We start from the raw sequence: 16,024 nt of genomic DNA, 5'->3' as shown, positions 1-16,024 counted from the left end.
TTCAGTCCTTTCGAATGGGCAGCCGGTCACGCACGAGCTGCACCCAGAATTCGGCGCCGATGGTCAGCAGTGCATCGTTGAAGTCATAGTCAGCCGAATGCAGCGGCTGGCCGTGGGGGCCTTGCTTGCCATTCCCCAGAAGCAGGAAGCAACCGGGAACGGCGGCCGAGAAATGAGCGAAATCCTCAGAGAAGCTCATGGGCGGGCGGTCCCGGATGACCTCGCAGCCCGCAGCTTCGGCAGCGCGGTACACGGCCTCGGTCGGCCCCACGGCGTTGATCGCCTCGACGAACTCTGTCCTGAAGCTGACATCGGCCTCCACGCCATGAGAGGCGGCAACCCCTGCCGCGATACGGCGCATGAAGGCTTCGATCTGGGCGCGATCCTCAAGCCGCCGCGCGCGTACGTCGCCCTTGATGACGGCGCTGCCGGGCAGGACGTTCCGCTGACCGTCCGTCAGGAATTCGGTCACGGAAACCACGGCGCCCGACCCCGGCGCAAGCTTGCGGGAGACGATGGTTTGCAGCGCCAGAACCAATTCCGCACCCACCGTTATCGCATCCACTCCCACCTGGGGCATCGAGGAATGGCCGCCCCGGCCCTGAATGGTGATCTCGAACAGGCTCTCGCTGCTGCAGATGACCCCGGAACGGGTGGAGATCTGACCGACCGGCGCGCCCGGCAGGTTATGAATGGCATAGACTTCCTCGACCGGGAACTGCTCCAACACGCCTTCGTCGATCATTGCTTGCGCGCCAAGCCCGTGTTCTTCGTTGGGCTGGAACAGCAAGACCACCGTGCCGTCAAAACCCTGCTCCTGGGCAAGCCGTTCGGCCGCGCCCAGCAACATCGTCATATGCCCGTCGTGCCCACAGGCGTGCATGACGCCCGGATGTTGCGAGGCATGGTCGTGTTCAGACGCTTCGCGGATCGGAAGCGCATCCATGTCTGCGCGCAGACCGATGGCGCGATTGCCCTCACCGGCGCGCAAGACACCTACGACGCCCACGCCTTCGTGGACTTCGAGCCCCAGTTCGCGCAAGTGGCGCGCAACCTCCGCCTTGGTTCTGGTTTCCTGGAATCCGAGTTCGGGAAAGCGGTGGAACTCCCTGCGCAGCGCGGTCAGCCGTTCCTGAAGATTGCTCATCTCTTCCCCCAAGATAATTCGCGTTCGACACTACGGGCCTTTTTCCTACTTGGCGCATAATAATCTCATCAGCTGACGATGAAATTCATTGCAAACCAGTTTGATCGGGATGATTTTCATACCATGGACGAAAAAGATATCGCGATCCTCCGACTGATTCAGGCAAACGCACGCCTCACGGCCGAGGCTATCAGCCAGGATGTCGGCCTGTCCCCTCCTGCCGTGCAGAAACGCTTGAAGAGGCTGCGGGAAACAGGCGTGATCGAGCGTGAAATCGCGGTTCTGTCTCCGGGCAAGCTGGGCCGCGAGATGACGATCATTGTCGAAGTGCTCCTCGAACGCGAGAGCCGCGCACATCTCGACGCGTTCAAGCGCAAGATGCGCGACGCGCCATGTGTGCAGCAATGCTACTACACGACCGGTGAATCAGATTTCCTGCTGATCCTGACCGTGCGGGACATAAAGGAATACGAGGAATTCACTCAGGCGCATTTCTTTGATGAATCGAATATCAGCCGGTTCAAGACCTCCGTTGTCATGGACCGCGTCAAGACCTCGCTGGACGTGTTGTGATCGCCTAGCTGCGGATGCGGCAACCTATTTTGTCCGCAGCAACCACTGGAACAGAGCCAAAGGCAGGTGACGCCCAAGCGCAAAAACAAGTGAAAACGGTTTTGGAAAACTGGTCGAGAAGCGGCCGGACCTCAGCGCCGCGATCACGTTTCCAGCTGCTATTTCCGGCGACATGATCTGCGGCATGTGGAAGTTGTTCTTGTCGGTCAGGCGGGTACGGATGAAGCCTGGATTGGCGCGCTGGACGACGACGCCGGTACCGTTCAGGTCCGCACGCATGTTTTCCGCAAGATGCATCAGAGCAGCCTTGCTGGCCCCGTATCCGATTGCTCCGGGAAGACCGACAAACCCCGCCAGCGAACCGATCAGCATGACCCGGCCCGAACCACGATTTACCATTTCGGGCAATACGTGCCCCAGCACCCGTAGCGCGCCGACAAAATTGGCCTCGGCCATATTTGCGGCGGCCTCGGGGGCAAAGTCTCGGGCACTCATCGGTTCGTAGAGGCCAACGCAATAAATCAACCCGTCAACAGTCCCAACGTTGCGCGCCGCATCAGCGACGGAGTCCGCCCGGGTGACATCCATTGGCAGCGCACGGGCATCGGTCAGGCGATCCGCCACCGCGGCAAGTTTGGATTCATTTCGCGCCGACAACAACAAGCGCGCGCCCTCTGCATCGAGCAAATGCGCCAAGGCCGCACCGAGCCCTTCGCTCGCACCAACTATCCACCACGTCCGCCGGGCGAACATCTCAGCGCGCGGGCCGGATCGTGGCGACCAGTTCGGCCACCTTGACGCCAAACTTTCGCATTTCCGACCGGTTGATCATTACTCCATCCTGCGTCAGGTAAATCCAGTCGGTTACGTTCACGACGTGCCCCCCTGCCCCTTCGCCAAGGCGCAGCCTGTATTTCATTCGCAGCGTCGCGCCGGAAATCTCGTCAATCGCCTGCCCCTCTATATCCGGCGCTGTTGCCGTGAACCGGTCGGATCCCGTGGGGGTAATGGTCCATTCTCGCTGCAAGGTCTCACCCGAGGCAAAAACGAAGTCCTCGGTCAAAACACCCCCGGAATTGCCCCACACACCGGTCATGCGTGCGGTAAAGCGCGACGTGACCCGTCCCGACGGTCCGAATATCACACCTTCCGACAAGAGATCACCGGACAAGTGCCGGCGTGCATCAAAGGGCGGCGCAGTGCCAGCGTAGTCGGCGGGCACCTGAGCACCAAAGGTCAAGAACATACGGTGGGCCATCAGGGCAAAAAGAGCGGAAAGCGCAAGTGACAGCAGAAGTTTCAAGGTCATGGGGTCAGTCGTCTGCAAGGCGGGCAACCATCCAGATCGCCGGCAGTTTCAGAAAGAGCGGCACAATCGCATAGGCCGCCGCGAGGGTCCGGAGGGCAGGTGCATCGTTGACGCCGCCGGGGACATATCCTGCAATTTCGAGCGTCGGCAGAACAAGAATGCCTGACAAGGCCAATGCTGATTTCGAGACGAAGGCCCAAGCGCCAAATCCCACTGCGGACGGCAGATCGGAGCGCTTCAACCTTGTGGCAAAAAGTGCAGGCAAGATCGCCATATCGGCACCGAGGGCTGCGCCAGAGACCACCGTGACGACAAGGAATTGCACAACGGCCCCCTGTGGCAACAAGGCAGCCCAGGAGAAAGCGAAAACTGCAAGCAGCATGGCAGGCAGCAACACCTGCCGCGCCCCGTAGCGCGCAGCCAAGCCAGCCCAAGCCGGTATTGCCAAACCCGCCGCGAGGAAAAATGCCAACAGCAAAGCTCCGGCGAAATCGGCCGCACCCAACCAATCCTCGACATAGAACAGGAACAAGGTAGAGGTGACAGCGACAGGCATCGCATTGAACAATCCGATCAGCAAAAGCCGTGCCGCTCCGGCATTACGAAAGGCCCGCAACGAAAAGCCCGAGGTGACCGAACTTGGCACCGACCAGATCGGCGCGCTGATCCGCCAGACCAGCGGCGCGGCCAACACCATACCGATACCAAGGGCCGCGTAGCCTGCGGAGGAACCGTGAGCAGACGCCACCAGCGAAGGGAGCATCGCGGCAAAAATGATGCCGACGACCGCACCGGTCTCGCGCCAGCCTGCAAGTCGAAAATGACCGACGTCCCCGGCACCGCCTGCGACTGCAACGCCTTGAGCATAGAACAGGATGGTGCCCAGGCTGTAGGCCGAGAGTAGAAGAACAAGCCCAAGCGACAGGCCCAGAACGCCAGGCTGCAAGACAAAAACGATGGCAAAGCCCGCCCCAAGCCCAAGCAGGGCCAGCGCAGCCATTCGCGGGCGGTAAGACGGGCCCGCCCGATCGGCCCAGACACCCAACAGCGGATCCTGCACGAAATCCAGCATCCGCAACCCCAGAAGCAACGCCCCGGCAGCTGAAAGGGACAGTCCCGCCTCGACCAGGAAACGGGGCAAATGGATGTACAGAGGCACCCCGGCGCAGGCGAGAAATCCGGCCATCGTCGCCACCCGCAAGCCGGTCCTATCCGGCGTCAGCGGCATTGTCCCAGCTTCAGACATGTGCCTGACCGTTTTCAGAGTCGTCGCACAGCGCCCGGGTGATCTCTTCGGCTGGAGGAGCGGGTCTGGATCTGTAGAAAGCGCCCTTCAACTTCAGGCGAAGCGCATTCCAATAGATCAGCGCGACGGTGCGCAACGGGCCGAATGGCCGGAGCAACGCCGCGCCGAGCAATGACGTGTTGGACAGCGACACCAGACGACCGGACAACGTGGCGACCAGCCCTTCCGTTCCGTTTATGTGCCCGATGCGGATCGCAATCTTGTCCGGCGATATGTTGAAGTTGAACTCGTAGCTCCCCGCGATGTCCTGAAAGGGCGATACGTGGAAAATCTTTCGCGCCTTGATCGTATCGGTCGCGTGGATGGGGGCGAACCCGGGCAGGTGGCAAAGATAGGAATGTCTGTCGCCAAAGGTGTTGTTCACTTCGGCAATCACTGCGACCAGCACATCTTGCTCGAACCGCAGCCAGAAACTGACCGGGTTGAATACGAAACCGGCAAAGCGAGGTTGCGTCAGAAGCAAAAGCCGGCTGTCCCCGGTTTGGTCAAGACCATGCGCGTCCAGCACCCGCCGCGCCCAATCGCTCCCGCAGCCCCGGCCGGGCCTCCCCCCATGGTCCCGGTCACATACCGACGCAAGGTTGAACCTGTTTCGCGAGAACAGAAATGGACCAGTGTCGGCATCGGGATCGACCAGAACGTAATCGACGGCATAGGCGAAGCTGTGTGTCAGCGCGCCACGCCGAGCATGGGTGGTGCGCCCTTTCAGGTGCTTTGGCCGCATGCTCATGCCGCCGCCTCGATGCCGCGCGAATGCATTTCGGCAAGCATGTCCGTCACGCTCGCGGCCGAAGCGATGCCATCTTCGTGAAACCCGTGCCGTGTCCAGGCGCCGGTGAACCAGGTATTCCTGTTCCCTTGCAACGCCGCAATTTCTTGCTGCGCCCGCAATGCGTCGCGGTCAAAGACAGGGTGCCTGAACACTGTCTGATCATAGATGGCCTCTTCGGCTATCGATTTCGCGGGATTGAGTGTCAGGAAAAGTGGGTCGTCTTCGGGAATGTTCTGAAGGCGGTTCATCCAATAGGTCACGCCGATCCCACTGTTCTCGTGCCCATGATCCTTTTGGTAAACCCACGATGACCAGCAGCTCCGCCTCACCGGCATCTGGCGCGGGTCGCGATGCAGATAGGCATGGTTATCCTGGAATTGGATCGCAGAAAGGTAACGCTGCTCTTTCTCGGTAGGCGTCGCAATCATGCGCAAAGCCTGATCGGGGTGGGTCGCGAAAACCACATGATCGAATACTTCCTCGGGGCCGCCTGCCGCTTTTATGCGTACTCGACCCGCCTCTCGCTGCACGGCGCCCACCGGGGTGCCGGCGCGCAGCGTAACCCGGCGGTCTTCGAGTGCTCTGACCAGCCGGTTGACGTAGCTGACCGAGCCGCCGGCTACCGTCCACCACTGATGCTGACCATAAACACCCATCAAGGCGTGGTTGCGCAGGAACCGGATCAGGGTTCGGGCCGGGAAAACGCCGATGCGCTCGGCGGGCGTGGACCAGATCGCACCGCAGAGGGGTTGCAAGTAATAGCGGCCGAACCAACTCCCAAGCCGCAGACGGGAGATGAGCTCCGAAATGTTCATATCGTCCGACGTGGCCACGGCCTCTGCCCGAGCATTGAAACGCCCGATGTCTCGCAGCATGGACCAAAATCGTGGATCGGCCGCGTTGCGTTTCTGGGCAAACAACGCTCGAAGCGAGGTCAGCGCATATTCGAGACGACCGTTTTCGACGGTTACACCGAAACTCATGTCGCTCTTCTGGACGGGCACATCCAGATCGGCAAAGAGCCGCGTCAGAAGTGGATATGTGGCGTAGTTGAATACGATGAATCCAGTATCGACGGGTTGATCCCCGCGCAGCCCCGCTGTCACCGTGCGTGCATGGCCCCCGAAACGCGGTTCTGATTCATACAATGTAACGTCACTGAAACGCGACAGTCCCCAGGCCGCGGACAAGCCGGAGATGCCCCCTCCGATAACTGCAATACGGGGGCGAAGCAGATGGGCATTGTCGAATGGCATGGTTTCTCCTGAAAAACGTCTACTCATTTTTACGCTTCGCCCCCCATTGCGGATCAATGTTTTTGCTTCGGTGATCCAAAAGCTTTTCGCCAGCGTATATCGAGTTATGTTGGTTGCAGAAGAAAATCGGATACGTACCCGTCGCCCAAAGCCGGTGAAGGCCGCAAAGCGGGCCACAGTTGGAACGAGTGAAATGGACACTGAAGCGGAGAGCCGGCTCTCTGATCAGACGATTTGGCTGATCGCCGTTCGCGACCAGCGTGACCGCGCTTCGTTCGTGCGTCTGTTCGAGTTTTACGCGCCGCGACTGCGATCCATGCTGGCACGAAGCAACTGCACGGGAGCCGCCGCCGATGACATAATTCAGGATGCGATGCTGAAGGTCTGGCACAAGGCGGAACAATTCGATCCGGGGCGAGCCACCGCTTCGGCTTGGGTCTACCGGATCGCCCGCAACTGCCACATTGACGTAATCCGGCGCACTTCGCGCCCCATACCGGAAGCATTGAAGGTCGAAGAGCCCCCGGATCACGATGCCGCTTCACAGATTACACTCAACCAAGAGGCCCAAAAGCTGCGCCAGGCTTTGGACAGCCTCTCAGCAGATCAGCGAGAAGTGATCGTTCAGGCCTATATGGGCGATCTCAGCCACAGCGAGATCAGCGACAATACCGGCCTACCCTTGGGGACGATCAAGTCTCGCATACGACTGGCTCTTGAAAAGCTGCGACATGAAATGAAGGATCTGAGATCCCAATGAACGACATCACCCACCATATCCCTCCGCGCTTGATCCGCGCCTACGCATCGGGAAGCCTGCCCAAGAGCTTTTCTCTGGTTGTCGCAGCGCACGTCTCGATGTGCGACGAATGCCGCGCTCGCTTGGAGGCCGAAGAGTTCGCTGGCGGTGCGGTACTGGACACTCTGGCACCCGCTTCGTCGGACAATTATGAGCTCTTGGCCCGAACTCTGGCCGCGCTCGACACACCGCCCTTGGCCGAACCGCAAACCCATGGCGCCGCGGGCATCTATCCTGCGCCAATCATGCAGGCACTGAAGGGTCGCCCCCCTCGCTGGAGGCCGCTGGGAGGCGGCATTCGCCAAACGATATTGGACAGCGACAGCGAAGGCTCGGTGCGCCTGCTCTACATTCCGCCGGGCAGCGCGGTACCTGACCATGGGCACAACGGCCTGGAACTGACCTTGGTGCTGCAGGGCAGCTTCCACGACGAGACAGGCAGCTTTGGCGTGGGCGACGTGGAAGTTGCAGACGCGGATCTGGACCACACGCCGATGGCCGGAGAAGGCATGCCCTGCATTTGTCTGGCCGCAACTGACGCGCGGCTGCGGTTCCACAGCTTTGTTCCCCGCTTGTTGCAACCAATCTTCAGAATCTGACCGTGATCCCGGCGGGGCGCTCGAAGAGCGGCCTTGATCCAAAGCAAGCCGCGGCAATTGACGCGCCAAGGGATATCGGGGCCGCGCCAGAGGGCAAATTGCCATCATCCACATCGCAGCGATATGCGGAGCAGTTCGTCAGGCATGGGGCCGCAATCCCAACGCTCGCCCAGGCCTGACGCCCAGCACGCCGACCCTGTTCGCGTCGCACGGCAACTGACGTCATGCAATCATTGTGGTATCCATTGGGATCAGGACAAAAAGAAGCCTCCGGCGCATTGAGTTCACGATCGGGATCTCCCGTATCCTCGCCACCATGTTGAGAATATTCATAAATATCGAAACCGAGGACTGCACGATCATTGGAGCCAGTGTTGAGAGACTGACCGAAGGCAACCTGAACAAGCCCCGGAAGGGCCCGACATGAGCCGAAAAAGAGTTGATTGCTTTTTCCTGCCGGACGGATCACCTGACAGCTTGACCGCGGCCACTTTTGGAAAGTTGAAGCCCAGGCTATTTCCGGACGAAAATCTTCTGAACATCTCGGTTCTGGATAGTTTTGATCAGTCGCTGAGTGAAGCCGGGCTTTTGCTTGTTGGATCCGACCAAGGGCTAGAATTGGTTTCGGCGCGCGGTCCTACCCTGACTTTGGCTGGCGTTCGCGATGTCGGCTTCGTCGGCGAACTGCCGGACGGCCCTCTGAAAAATGCTCTTTCTGTTGTATCTCCTTTCCGCCGTCTTCTGGAGATCGGTGCCTGTGAAATGCAGAATGCCTCGCTTGCCCTTCAGGACAACAAGGGTAAAACACGGGCCTCGGCCAATCTGCGTCTCCTGGCGTCGGCCAAGGGCCGTGGTCTGGTCGTGTCTCTTCAGGGGGGTCAAGGCTGCGGCAAGGCGCTTTCACAACTCCGAAAATCCGTCATCGCCGGCGGGGGGGTGCCCCTGGCGCAAGCTGATATCTATGGGCAACTCTTCCCGCAGCGCTCCCCGTACACCGCCAAGCCGACGGTTTCGGTTGGCGAAGCCGAGTCCGCCCGCGACTTAGCCACTCATCTAATAAGGGCATACATCCGGGTTGCCCGAGCCAATGAAGCGGGCATTGTCGCGGATCTGGACACCGAATACCTCCACGACTATCGCATCGCGCTCCGCAAGATCCGCTCGGTTCTCAGTCTCTTCAAGGGCGTCTACGATCAAAAACGCGCTCAGGCGCTCAAGGAACGGTTTTCGGCCCTGATGGATCGGACTGGCAGGTTGCGAGATCTGGACGTCTTCCTTCTTGGGAAAGAACAACTTTTCGATGTGCTGCCACCCATGTTCCACCACGGGCTGAATGAATTGATCGCCCTGCTCACCAAAGAACGCGAAGCCGAGTGGAAACGTCTGACCAAACATCTGAAGAGTAGAAGCTACTTGAACGAAATCGAGGCGCTGGAGGGTCTGTTTTCCAGGCCAAGTAAACTCGGTCGCGGGCCGAATGCGGATCTGCCGGCGCTTGAATTCGCATCGGCCGAAATCTGGAACCGCTACCGCAAGATTGCCAAGTTCGGCTCGACCACCGCCCCCGATACCGATGACAGGGAAATTCACAAACTGCGCATTCAATGCAAGAAACTGCGCTACCTATTGGAGTTCTTTGCGCCGGTCTTTCCCAAAAAGCGGATCAAGTCGGTGGTCAAGCCATTGAAAAAATTGCAAGGCAACTTGGGCGACTTCAACGACTGCTCGGTTCAACAGGAAAGTTTGCATGCCTTCGCGAAGAATCTGAAGGGGCCAGCGAAACTGGAAATTGCTCAATGCGTCGGGGCCTTGATCATCACTCTGCGTGCCCGCCAGTCGGAAGAACGCATCCAAGTGATCGACGAATTCGCTCGGTTCAACAGCCCCAGAACAGAGCGCACATTTCGCGGCCTTTTCCACGGAGGCCAGAATGTCGGCTAAAGATCCGCACGTGTAATTCGAGCGGGCGCAACCGCGGTGAACTGGCCCCTGTTTCGATCGGACACCTTGGCCTGACCTAGGAGGCTTGAGGACAGCCTTGGACAAGTGCTCAAGTCCGAGATTAAGATCATTGCCGATGGCGGCCGCCGTCGTTGTTGGTCTGCTGCTGAGAAGCTGCGGATCGTGGAAGAAACCCTGTTTGACGGCGAAAGCCTTTCTGCCGTTGCCCGCCGCAATGGCGCGGCACCCAATCTGCTGAATCGTTGGCGCAAACTGTTACTCGAAGGGGGCAGTGTCGCCGTAACAGGGGGCGACGGCGTGACCAGAAACAAGCAGGTTCGGCTCTGGTGCCAGCCCCGGGGAACCTTTACCCCGAATAGCCGGAGGCTGAACATGTATCGACAATCACGCCGGGCAACTCAGTTAGGCAGACCAGGCCCCTGCCCCGAGGAGCGTTCTCTGAACTGTTGCGGCGACAGGCCAGTTCACGAACATCTCGTCGAGATACCAGCGCCACTTGCTAGAGCACATGCCCTCTATCCGGCGCTTCCGGATCTCAGCGGCGAACTTCGGGCCGAACCTGTGCCACCAGAAGATCCTCGACCTTGCGCAACGCGAGCGGAAAGCGAACGTACAGCATGACCTCCAGACGGGTGATCTCGGGCCTGGTCATGTAGTAGCGCAACGGGGATCTTTTGGTCATGGCTGGGCGCTACGAAACCGCCTTCCCCGTCTCAAGCCGGTTTATCTGGCAAGGCCGGCGAGAGCAGCTGACCTAAACCCCAAGTTTCCGCCAACTCGCGGAGAGTCCTTGGGGTTTGTAAAGCGATACCCATCTTTGGACCAGCGCCGTTTAGAGTTTTCCGGCTTCGCTCAGGGTGACGGGCTGGCCGAGCGACAGCTACGACGTCTGCGCGTTTTCCGGCACCACGCTGGACCGCTCGGCGCCGAAGCAACTGATCGCCAATATCGAGGACGTGGAGGCAATCTCCTCGATCGACCGGCTCAACCCCCTTCGGAACGCGCCCGCCACGGATCGTTCGGAGGCAGCGGGCTCCGCGGGCGTTCAGGCCGGATGGTACCCGAAGCACGAGACGGCGCACCGGCAGAATCCTTGGTTTCACTGGCTGTCGTTTCGTATTGAACCACCAGATCGGTCTTGTCATCCGACGTTTCGATGCCCGACACGACAAGGTCTTCCACAGCACCCCTGAGGAACAGCTGCCTAGCCAGCGGATTGATGAAATGGGTTTCGATCCGATTGGCGATGCCACGGCCACCGTCAAAAACGTCCTGTGTGCAGAGCAGCTTGAGCGTGTCGCGCACCTCGGAGCCCAGCGTGACGCTGATGCCGTGCTCTGCCTTCACGGCCTTCAGGACCTTCTCCAGGATCGCATCGAAGATCTGCCCCATTCCGTCCGGCTTGAGGAAATCGAATGCCACGACATTCTGGCCGATACGGTTAAGCAGTTCGGGGCGCTTGAGGTCGTTGCGGAAATGCTCTTCAACGGCTCGTCTGATTTTCAGCGAAAGTTCGAAATATGAATCCGAGGGAAGGACGTTCATCCCCATGTTGGTGGCCCTCGACCCATGGATCATGCCGATATTGGATGTGAAGATGATCAGCGCCTCGGAAAAATAGGCCGTCGAGCCACGGGAATCGGTCAGCCGCCCTTCGTCCAGTATCTGCAGAAAGAGGTCGAGAACCCGGGGATGCGCCTTTTCGACCTCATCGAACAGAAAGACGCTGAAGGGGCGCCGGTTCGCGGCATTTATCAGCTGGCCGCCCTTTTCATGCCCCAGATGGCCCGGTGGCGCACCGATCAGCCTGGCGACCGAGTTCTCCTCCATGAATTCGGACATGTCGAAGCGGTGGCAGGCGGTCTCGTCCCCGAACAGGAGTTCGGTGATCGCCTTGGCGAGCTCGGTCTTTCCGACGCCGGTGGGCCCTACAAGGAACAAGGCTCCCCGCGGCCGCGTGTGCATCGCGCCGGACTGCGCACCGGATAGGCCCAGTATCGAGCGGGCCAGAATATCGAGGGCCTTGTCCAGCGCATGCGGCTGCCCCTTGATGCGGGATTCAAGTATGGCGCTTGCATTTTTCATCCGCTGCCGAAGAACCGGCGATGTCCACGGGTTGCGCCGGGTGCCCGTCCGGAAGACCCGCACAGCGTCGGAAATATGGGTCAGGCCATAGCCTTCGGCCTGGGCGACCTTCGCGATTGATTGCATAGCAAGAAGAGGCCTTCCGTCGCACTCGAGGGCAAACTGCTGGAGAAACCTTTCCTGATCGGCGGAGGGAACCTCGTCCAACCAGCCAAGGTTCTTGGCCAGATAGCGGCCGAAGCGAAACCGGTCCTCGAGATTGGGCAGTTCCAGCTGGATTTCCCGCAAGCACGCGTTGTTGAGGACAAACCAGTCAGGCAGGTCGGCGGGATGATCGACAAGCCAGACCGTCGGATTGACTCGCCCCTCTGCAGCCGCCCCACGACGCGCACGGGAGGTGCTGTCAATGGCGACAAGGAAGTCGTCCAAACTCGCCCTGTCCGGTCCATGGAAGTGCGAGGCATAGTCCAAAAGCAATGCGACCGGGAATTCCGAAAAGTCCGCGACGGCAGCCTGGGCGTCGCTCAGTTCTGACAGGCTGACCGTCGATTTCCCGAAAGGCAGGCCCGCCCTTTTCAGCGCATCTTCCTCGCCGCCTCCCGCGCTCTGATGGATACGAAGCCCACTGACCGGATCGTATTTCAGAAGCGCCTGACAACCACCTGCACGCAGCAATTCCCACAGCGTCGTCTCGAACTCGAGAAACGCGGGGCCTTGGGCGGAGGGGGAAGGGTAGAGATCGTGAATGTTCCCGGACAGAACCAGGTGATCCGAATAGACCAGAGACGAACTCAACTCCTCGAACCAGGATGGAGGCTGAAACAATTGAGCGGAGTCGCCCTCGGGCTCGAACTGATACATCGACATGATACTGCTTTACCTGCCTTGTGTGGACACAAGTCTACCCCGACAATGTTCCGGCACACGCGCCTCAGCAAGGCCCTTTTTGGGATTCAATCGGTCAATCCCAGCCACACATGGCAAAAAAACGCCATGTTTTTTTGTTAATGACCGGGCCGACCATCATCCGGCGCGGAACTGTCAGACGGATGAGAACCAGTCTCCAAAAGAGCAGAAATGTCAGATCAAGTCGTGTGTTTTACACATGCGCCGAAAGCGCAGCATCGCCCGTTCTCGCCGTCGGAATGGTAGGTGTGAATTCTCGGCGCGGTTGTTCAACCAGCGCCCCGTTTCCTGGCGATCCGCTACGCCGATTTCCTTCAGTGCGGCGCCATGGGATCTGAGTCCATCGGTCACGATCACCTCGGGGCGGCCGTGCCTTCTTATTGCTTTCTTTAGAAATTTCAGCGCAACCTTTTTGTCACACGTCTTCGTGACGAAGCTTTCCAGAACCTCGCCCTCGTGATCGACGGCCCGCCTAAGGTAATGGCGCTCGCCGTTGATCTTCGCGAACATCTCGTCAAGATGCCAGCGCCAACGGCTTGTCTGCATTTCCTCGATCCAGCGTTTTCTGATTTCGACGGCAGACAATTGCCCAAACCGGTGCCACCCGAACCGCACGGCTTCGTGGCTGACATCAACACCACTTCTGTGGAGCAGATCCTCTGCGTTGCGCAACAAAAGCGGGAACCGGATTTAGAGCATCACCGCCAGGCGAATGATCTCAGGGCTGGTTTTGACGTAGCGAAACGGGGATCGTTTGGACATGGCGTGAGGTTACGGAAACGCCCCACCCTGCTCAAGCCGGGTTCCTTTGACACCGCCCGGCTGGCCATCAGGCTTCCAGTTGGATTCCTCCTGATTCAGCCGTTACACAATTTCCTGTTCCGGCGCGAGCATATCGAGGAAAGCCTCTGCGGCAGGGCTCAGACGTTTCCCCCTGGGCCAAGCGACATGCCAGTGGCGCAGGATGGGAAAGCCCTTGATGTCGAGCGCCACGAGTCTCCCCGTTTCCAGTTCGAGTTCTGCCGAACCGCGCGAGACGACGGATAGCCCCAGCCCTGTCCTGACTGCCTCCTTCACCGCTTCGTTTGCGCCCAATTCCATCGTCACCGGCGGCGCAATCCCGTTCTCGTCGAAGTAACGCTCCATCGCTGCCCGGGTGCCGGAGCCGGACTCACGCAGGATGAACGGTTCACTGGCGATATCTTCGGGCCCAAGGCCCTTGCGTCCGGCAAGACGATGTTCGGGCGCGGCAACCACGACGAGCGGGTTGGCCGCGTAAGGTCGCCATTCCGCCTGCAGGGTTTCCGGCACCGTGCCGAGGATATACAGATCGTCCTCGTTGGCAGCGAAGCGGGCGAGCAGTTCCTCGCGGTTGCCGACCGTCAACGCAATGTCGATGCCGGGATTCGCACGCGAGAAAGGTCCCAGGCGACCGGGAATATCGTATTTCGCGGTAGACACGATGCACAGGGCAAGCCGCCCGCGTTTCAGCCCCTTGAGATCGGCAAGCCGCATCTCCAGCGATGCCACCTCGTCCAATATTGTTCTGGCCGAGGCCAGCACCGTCTCTCCTGCCACGGTCAGATGCAGCATCTTGCCGATCCTCTCGATCAGTGGGGTTTGCAGATGCTCCTCGAGCTGGCGCACCTGCGCAAAGACGGCAGGCTGTGTCAGGTGCAACTCTTCGGCGGCCCGCGTGTAAGAACCGGTTCGAGCCACGGTGCGAAAGATGTCGAGTTGGCGCAGGGTAACCGGCACTATAAACCTTTCTCTATTCTGCCGCTAAAAATTATTCAATTTTATATTGTCATGCAATGCCCTATTCCTCCGGGTGGCGGCCCTTGCGGCCAAGGTCATCAGGATGCCCGAGGAGGAGACCGGCATGAACATGCAAGCCAAGAGATACGACGCAGGCGTAAAGGAATATCGTTCTACCTATTGGGAACCCGAGTATTCGGTGAAGGACAGCGACGTGCTTGCCTGCTTCAAGGTGATCCCGCAGCCGGGCGTTCCGCGCGAGGAAGCCGCCGCCGCTGTGGCCGCCGAAAGCTCGACGGGGACCTGGACAACCGTCTGGACCGACCTGCTGACCGATCTCGATCACTACAAGGGCCGCGCCTACCGGATCGAGGACGTCCCCGGTGACGACGACGCCTTTTATGCCTTCATCGCCTACCCGGCCGACCTTTTCGAGGAAGGCTCGGTCGTCAACGTGTTCACCTCGCTCGTCGGCAATGTCTTTGGCTTCAAGGCTGTGCGCGCGCTGAGGCTCGAGGACGTGCGCTTCCCGCTTTGGTTCGTCAAGACCTGCTTCGGCCCGCCACACGGCATCCAGGTCGAACGCGACAAGATGGACAAGTATGGACGGCCGCTGCTGGGTTGCACGATCAAGCCCAAGCTGGGGCTTTCGGCCAAGAACTACGGCCGTGCCGTCTATGAATGCCTGCGCGGCGGGCTCGACTTCACCAAGGACGACGAGAACGTCAACTCTCAGCCCTTCATGCGCTGGCGTGACCGCTTCCTGTTCTGTCAGGAGGCAATCGATAAGGCCGTTGACGAAACTGGCGAGAAAAAGGGTCACTACATGAACGTGACCGCGCCCACCGTCGAAGAGATGTATCGGCGCGCCGAGTTCGCCAAGGAACTGGGCACCCCGATCATCATGTCCGACTATCTGACGATCGGCTGGGCGGCACACAACTCGCTGTCCAAGTGGTGCCGTGACAATGGCCTTCTGCTGCATGTCCACCGCGCCATGCACGCGGTGATCGACCGCAACCCGAACCACGGCATCAACTTCCGTGTTCTCACCAAGCTCTTGCGCCTGCTGGGCGGCGACCACCTGCATTCGGGCACCGTCGTCGGCAAGCTGGAAGGCGACCGTGCCGCGACGCTGGGCTGGATCGACCTGATGCGCGACAAGTACGTCAAGGAGGACCGCTCGCGCGGGATCTTCTTCGATCAGGACTGGGGTTCGATGCCCGGCGTCTTCCCCGTCGCCTCGGGCGGCATCCATGTCTGGCACATGCCGGCGCTGGTCTCGATCTTCGGCAATGACTCGGTGCTGCAGTTCGGCGGCGGCACTCTGGGCCACCCGTGGGGCAACGCAGCCGGCGCTGCCGCGAACCGCGTGGCGCTGGAGGCCTGCGTGCAGGCCCGCAACGAAGGGCGCGAATTGGAGAAGGAAGGCAAGGACATCCTGATGAAGGCCGCTGAACACAGCCCCGAGCTGAAGATCGCCATGGAGACATGGAAAGAGATCAAGTTCGAGTTCGAGACCGTCGACAAGCTGGACGTTCAGCACCGCTGA

The 16,024-nt window shown here is 59.9% G+C and carries 13 protein-coding genes and 3 pseudogenes; 6 read left to right on the top strand and 10 right to left on the bottom strand.

Going from position 1 to position 16,024, the window contains the following annotated elements; genetic code table 11:
- Window position 1: 1 nt before the first annotated feature.
- Window positions 2-1,147 carry an amidohydrolase gene (locus AVO45_RS00380; RefSeq protein WP_068343225.1) on the bottom strand — a complete coding sequence of 382 codons (1,146 nt, stop codon included), beginning with the start codon at window positions 1,145-1,147 and terminating at the stop codon, window positions 2-4.
- Window positions 1,148-1,270: 123 nt separating this feature from the next.
- Here AVO45_RS00380 and AVO45_RS00375 point away from each other — a divergent pair, with 123 nt between their 5' ends.
- The gene (locus AVO45_RS00375) at window positions 1,271-1,720 is read left to right on the top strand and encodes an Lrp/AsnC family transcriptional regulator (RefSeq protein ID WP_068344650.1); all 450 of its coding nucleotides are present in this window, start codon (window positions 1,271-1,273) and stop codon (window positions 1,718-1,720) included.
- Between the two features lie 24 nt (window positions 1,721-1,744).
- Here AVO45_RS00375 and AVO45_RS00370 read toward each other — a convergent pair whose 3' ends face one another.
- Genes AVO45_RS00370 through AVO45_RS00350 form a run of 5 tightly spaced genes read right to left on the bottom strand, consistent with a single transcriptional unit; the run spans window position 1,745 to window position 6,363 of the window.
- A complete protein-coding gene (locus AVO45_RS00370) occupies window positions 1,745-2,473 on the bottom strand; it encodes an SDR family NAD(P)-dependent oxidoreductase (protein WP_068343216.1) in 729 nt (242 codons plus the stop codon).
- Between the two features lies 1 nt (window position 2,474).
- Complete coding sequence (locus AVO45_RS00365; protein ID WP_338055927.1) at window positions 2,475-3,029, bottom strand: DUF3833 family protein; 555 nt, start codon at window positions 3,027-3,029, stop codon at window positions 2,475-2,477.
- Between the two features lie 4 nt (window positions 3,030-3,033).
- Window positions 3,034-4,215 (bottom strand): MFS transporter, encoded by a 1,182-nt coding sequence (locus AVO45_RS00360; RefSeq protein WP_276202383.1) that lies wholly within the window; start codon window positions 4,213-4,215, stop codon window positions 3,034-3,036.
- A 52-nt stretch (window positions 4,216-4,267) separates the two neighbouring features.
- Window positions 4,268-5,065: a DUF1365 domain-containing protein gene (locus AVO45_RS00355; protein ID WP_082688610.1), complete on the bottom strand. Its 798-nt coding sequence runs from the start codon at window positions 5,063-5,065 to the stop codon at window positions 4,268-4,270.
- The gene (locus tag AVO45_RS00350; protein ID WP_068343208.1) at window positions 5,062-6,363 is read right to left on the bottom strand and encodes an NAD(P)/FAD-dependent oxidoreductase; all 1,302 of its coding nucleotides are present in this window, start codon (window positions 6,361-6,363) and stop codon (window positions 5,062-5,064) included. The genes AVO45_RS00355 and AVO45_RS00350 overlap by 4 nt, the downstream gene beginning before the upstream one ends.
- Between AVO45_RS00350 and AVO45_RS00345 the strand changes: the two genes are divergently transcribed.
- From AVO45_RS00345 to AVO45_RS19270, 4 genes and pseudogenes are all read left to right on the top strand, one after another.
- On the top strand, window positions 6,362-7,123 hold the full coding sequence (locus tag AVO45_RS00345; RefSeq protein ID WP_240482028.1) for a sigma-70 family RNA polymerase sigma factor: 762 nt from the start codon (window positions 6,362-6,364) through the stop codon (window positions 7,121-7,123). The genes AVO45_RS00350 and AVO45_RS00345 overlap by 2 nt on opposite strands.
- Entirely contained in the window at window positions 7,120-7,761 is a 642-nt protein-coding gene (locus AVO45_RS00340) for a ChrR family anti-sigma-E factor (RefSeq protein ID WP_068343206.1), read from the top strand. The genes AVO45_RS00345 and AVO45_RS00340 overlap by 4 nt, the downstream gene beginning before the upstream one ends.
- 423 nt (window positions 7,762-8,184) lie before the next feature.
- Window positions 8,185-9,702 carry a CHAD domain-containing protein gene (locus AVO45_RS00335; RefSeq protein ID WP_082688609.1) on the top strand — a complete coding sequence of 506 codons (1,518 nt, stop codon included), beginning with the start codon at window positions 8,185-8,187 and terminating at the stop codon, window positions 9,700-9,702.
- A 105-nt stretch (window positions 9,703-9,807) separates the two neighbouring features.
- Window positions 9,808-10,044, top strand: a pseudogene (locus tag AVO45_RS19270) (transposase); the annotation flags it as partial.
- 144 nt (window positions 10,045-10,188) lie between these two features.
- Here AVO45_RS19270 and AVO45_RS00330 read toward each other — a convergent pair.
- From AVO45_RS00330 to AVO45_RS00315, 4 genes and pseudogenes are all read right to left on the bottom strand, one after another.
- Window positions 10,189-10,405 (bottom strand): annotated as a pseudogene (locus AVO45_RS00330) (IS6 family transposase); the annotation flags it as partial.
- A gap of 302 nt (window positions 10,406-10,707) precedes the next feature.
- A complete protein-coding gene (locus tag AVO45_RS00325) occupies window positions 10,708-12,675 on the bottom strand; it encodes an AAA family ATPase (protein ID WP_068343202.1) in 1,968 nt (655 codons plus the stop codon).
- Window positions 12,676-12,891: 216 nt separating this feature from the next.
- Window positions 12,892-13,476, bottom strand: a pseudogene (locus AVO45_RS00320) (IS6 family transposase); the annotation flags it as partial.
- Window positions 13,477-13,578: 102 nt separating this feature from the next.
- A complete protein-coding gene (locus tag AVO45_RS00315) occupies window positions 13,579-14,472 on the bottom strand; it encodes a LysR family transcriptional regulator (RefSeq protein WP_068343200.1) in 894 nt (297 codons plus the stop codon).
- Between the two features lie 130 nt (window positions 14,473-14,602).
- Between AVO45_RS00315 and AVO45_RS00310 the strand changes: the two genes are divergently transcribed.
- Window positions 14,603-16,024, top strand: coding sequence for a form I ribulose bisphosphate carboxylase large subunit (locus tag AVO45_RS00310; RefSeq protein WP_068344648.1), 1,422 nt, complete (start codon window positions 14,603-14,605; stop codon window positions 16,022-16,024).

Origin of the sequence: Ruegeria marisrubri, from assembly GCF_001507595.1 — a bacterium.
Taxonomy (GTDB): domain Bacteria; phylum Pseudomonadota; class Alphaproteobacteria; order Rhodobacterales; family Rhodobacteraceae; genus Ruegeria; species Ruegeria marisrubri.
Note: the sequence above shows the minus strand (reverse complement) of the source record. Positions and strands in the feature narration are given on the sequence as shown.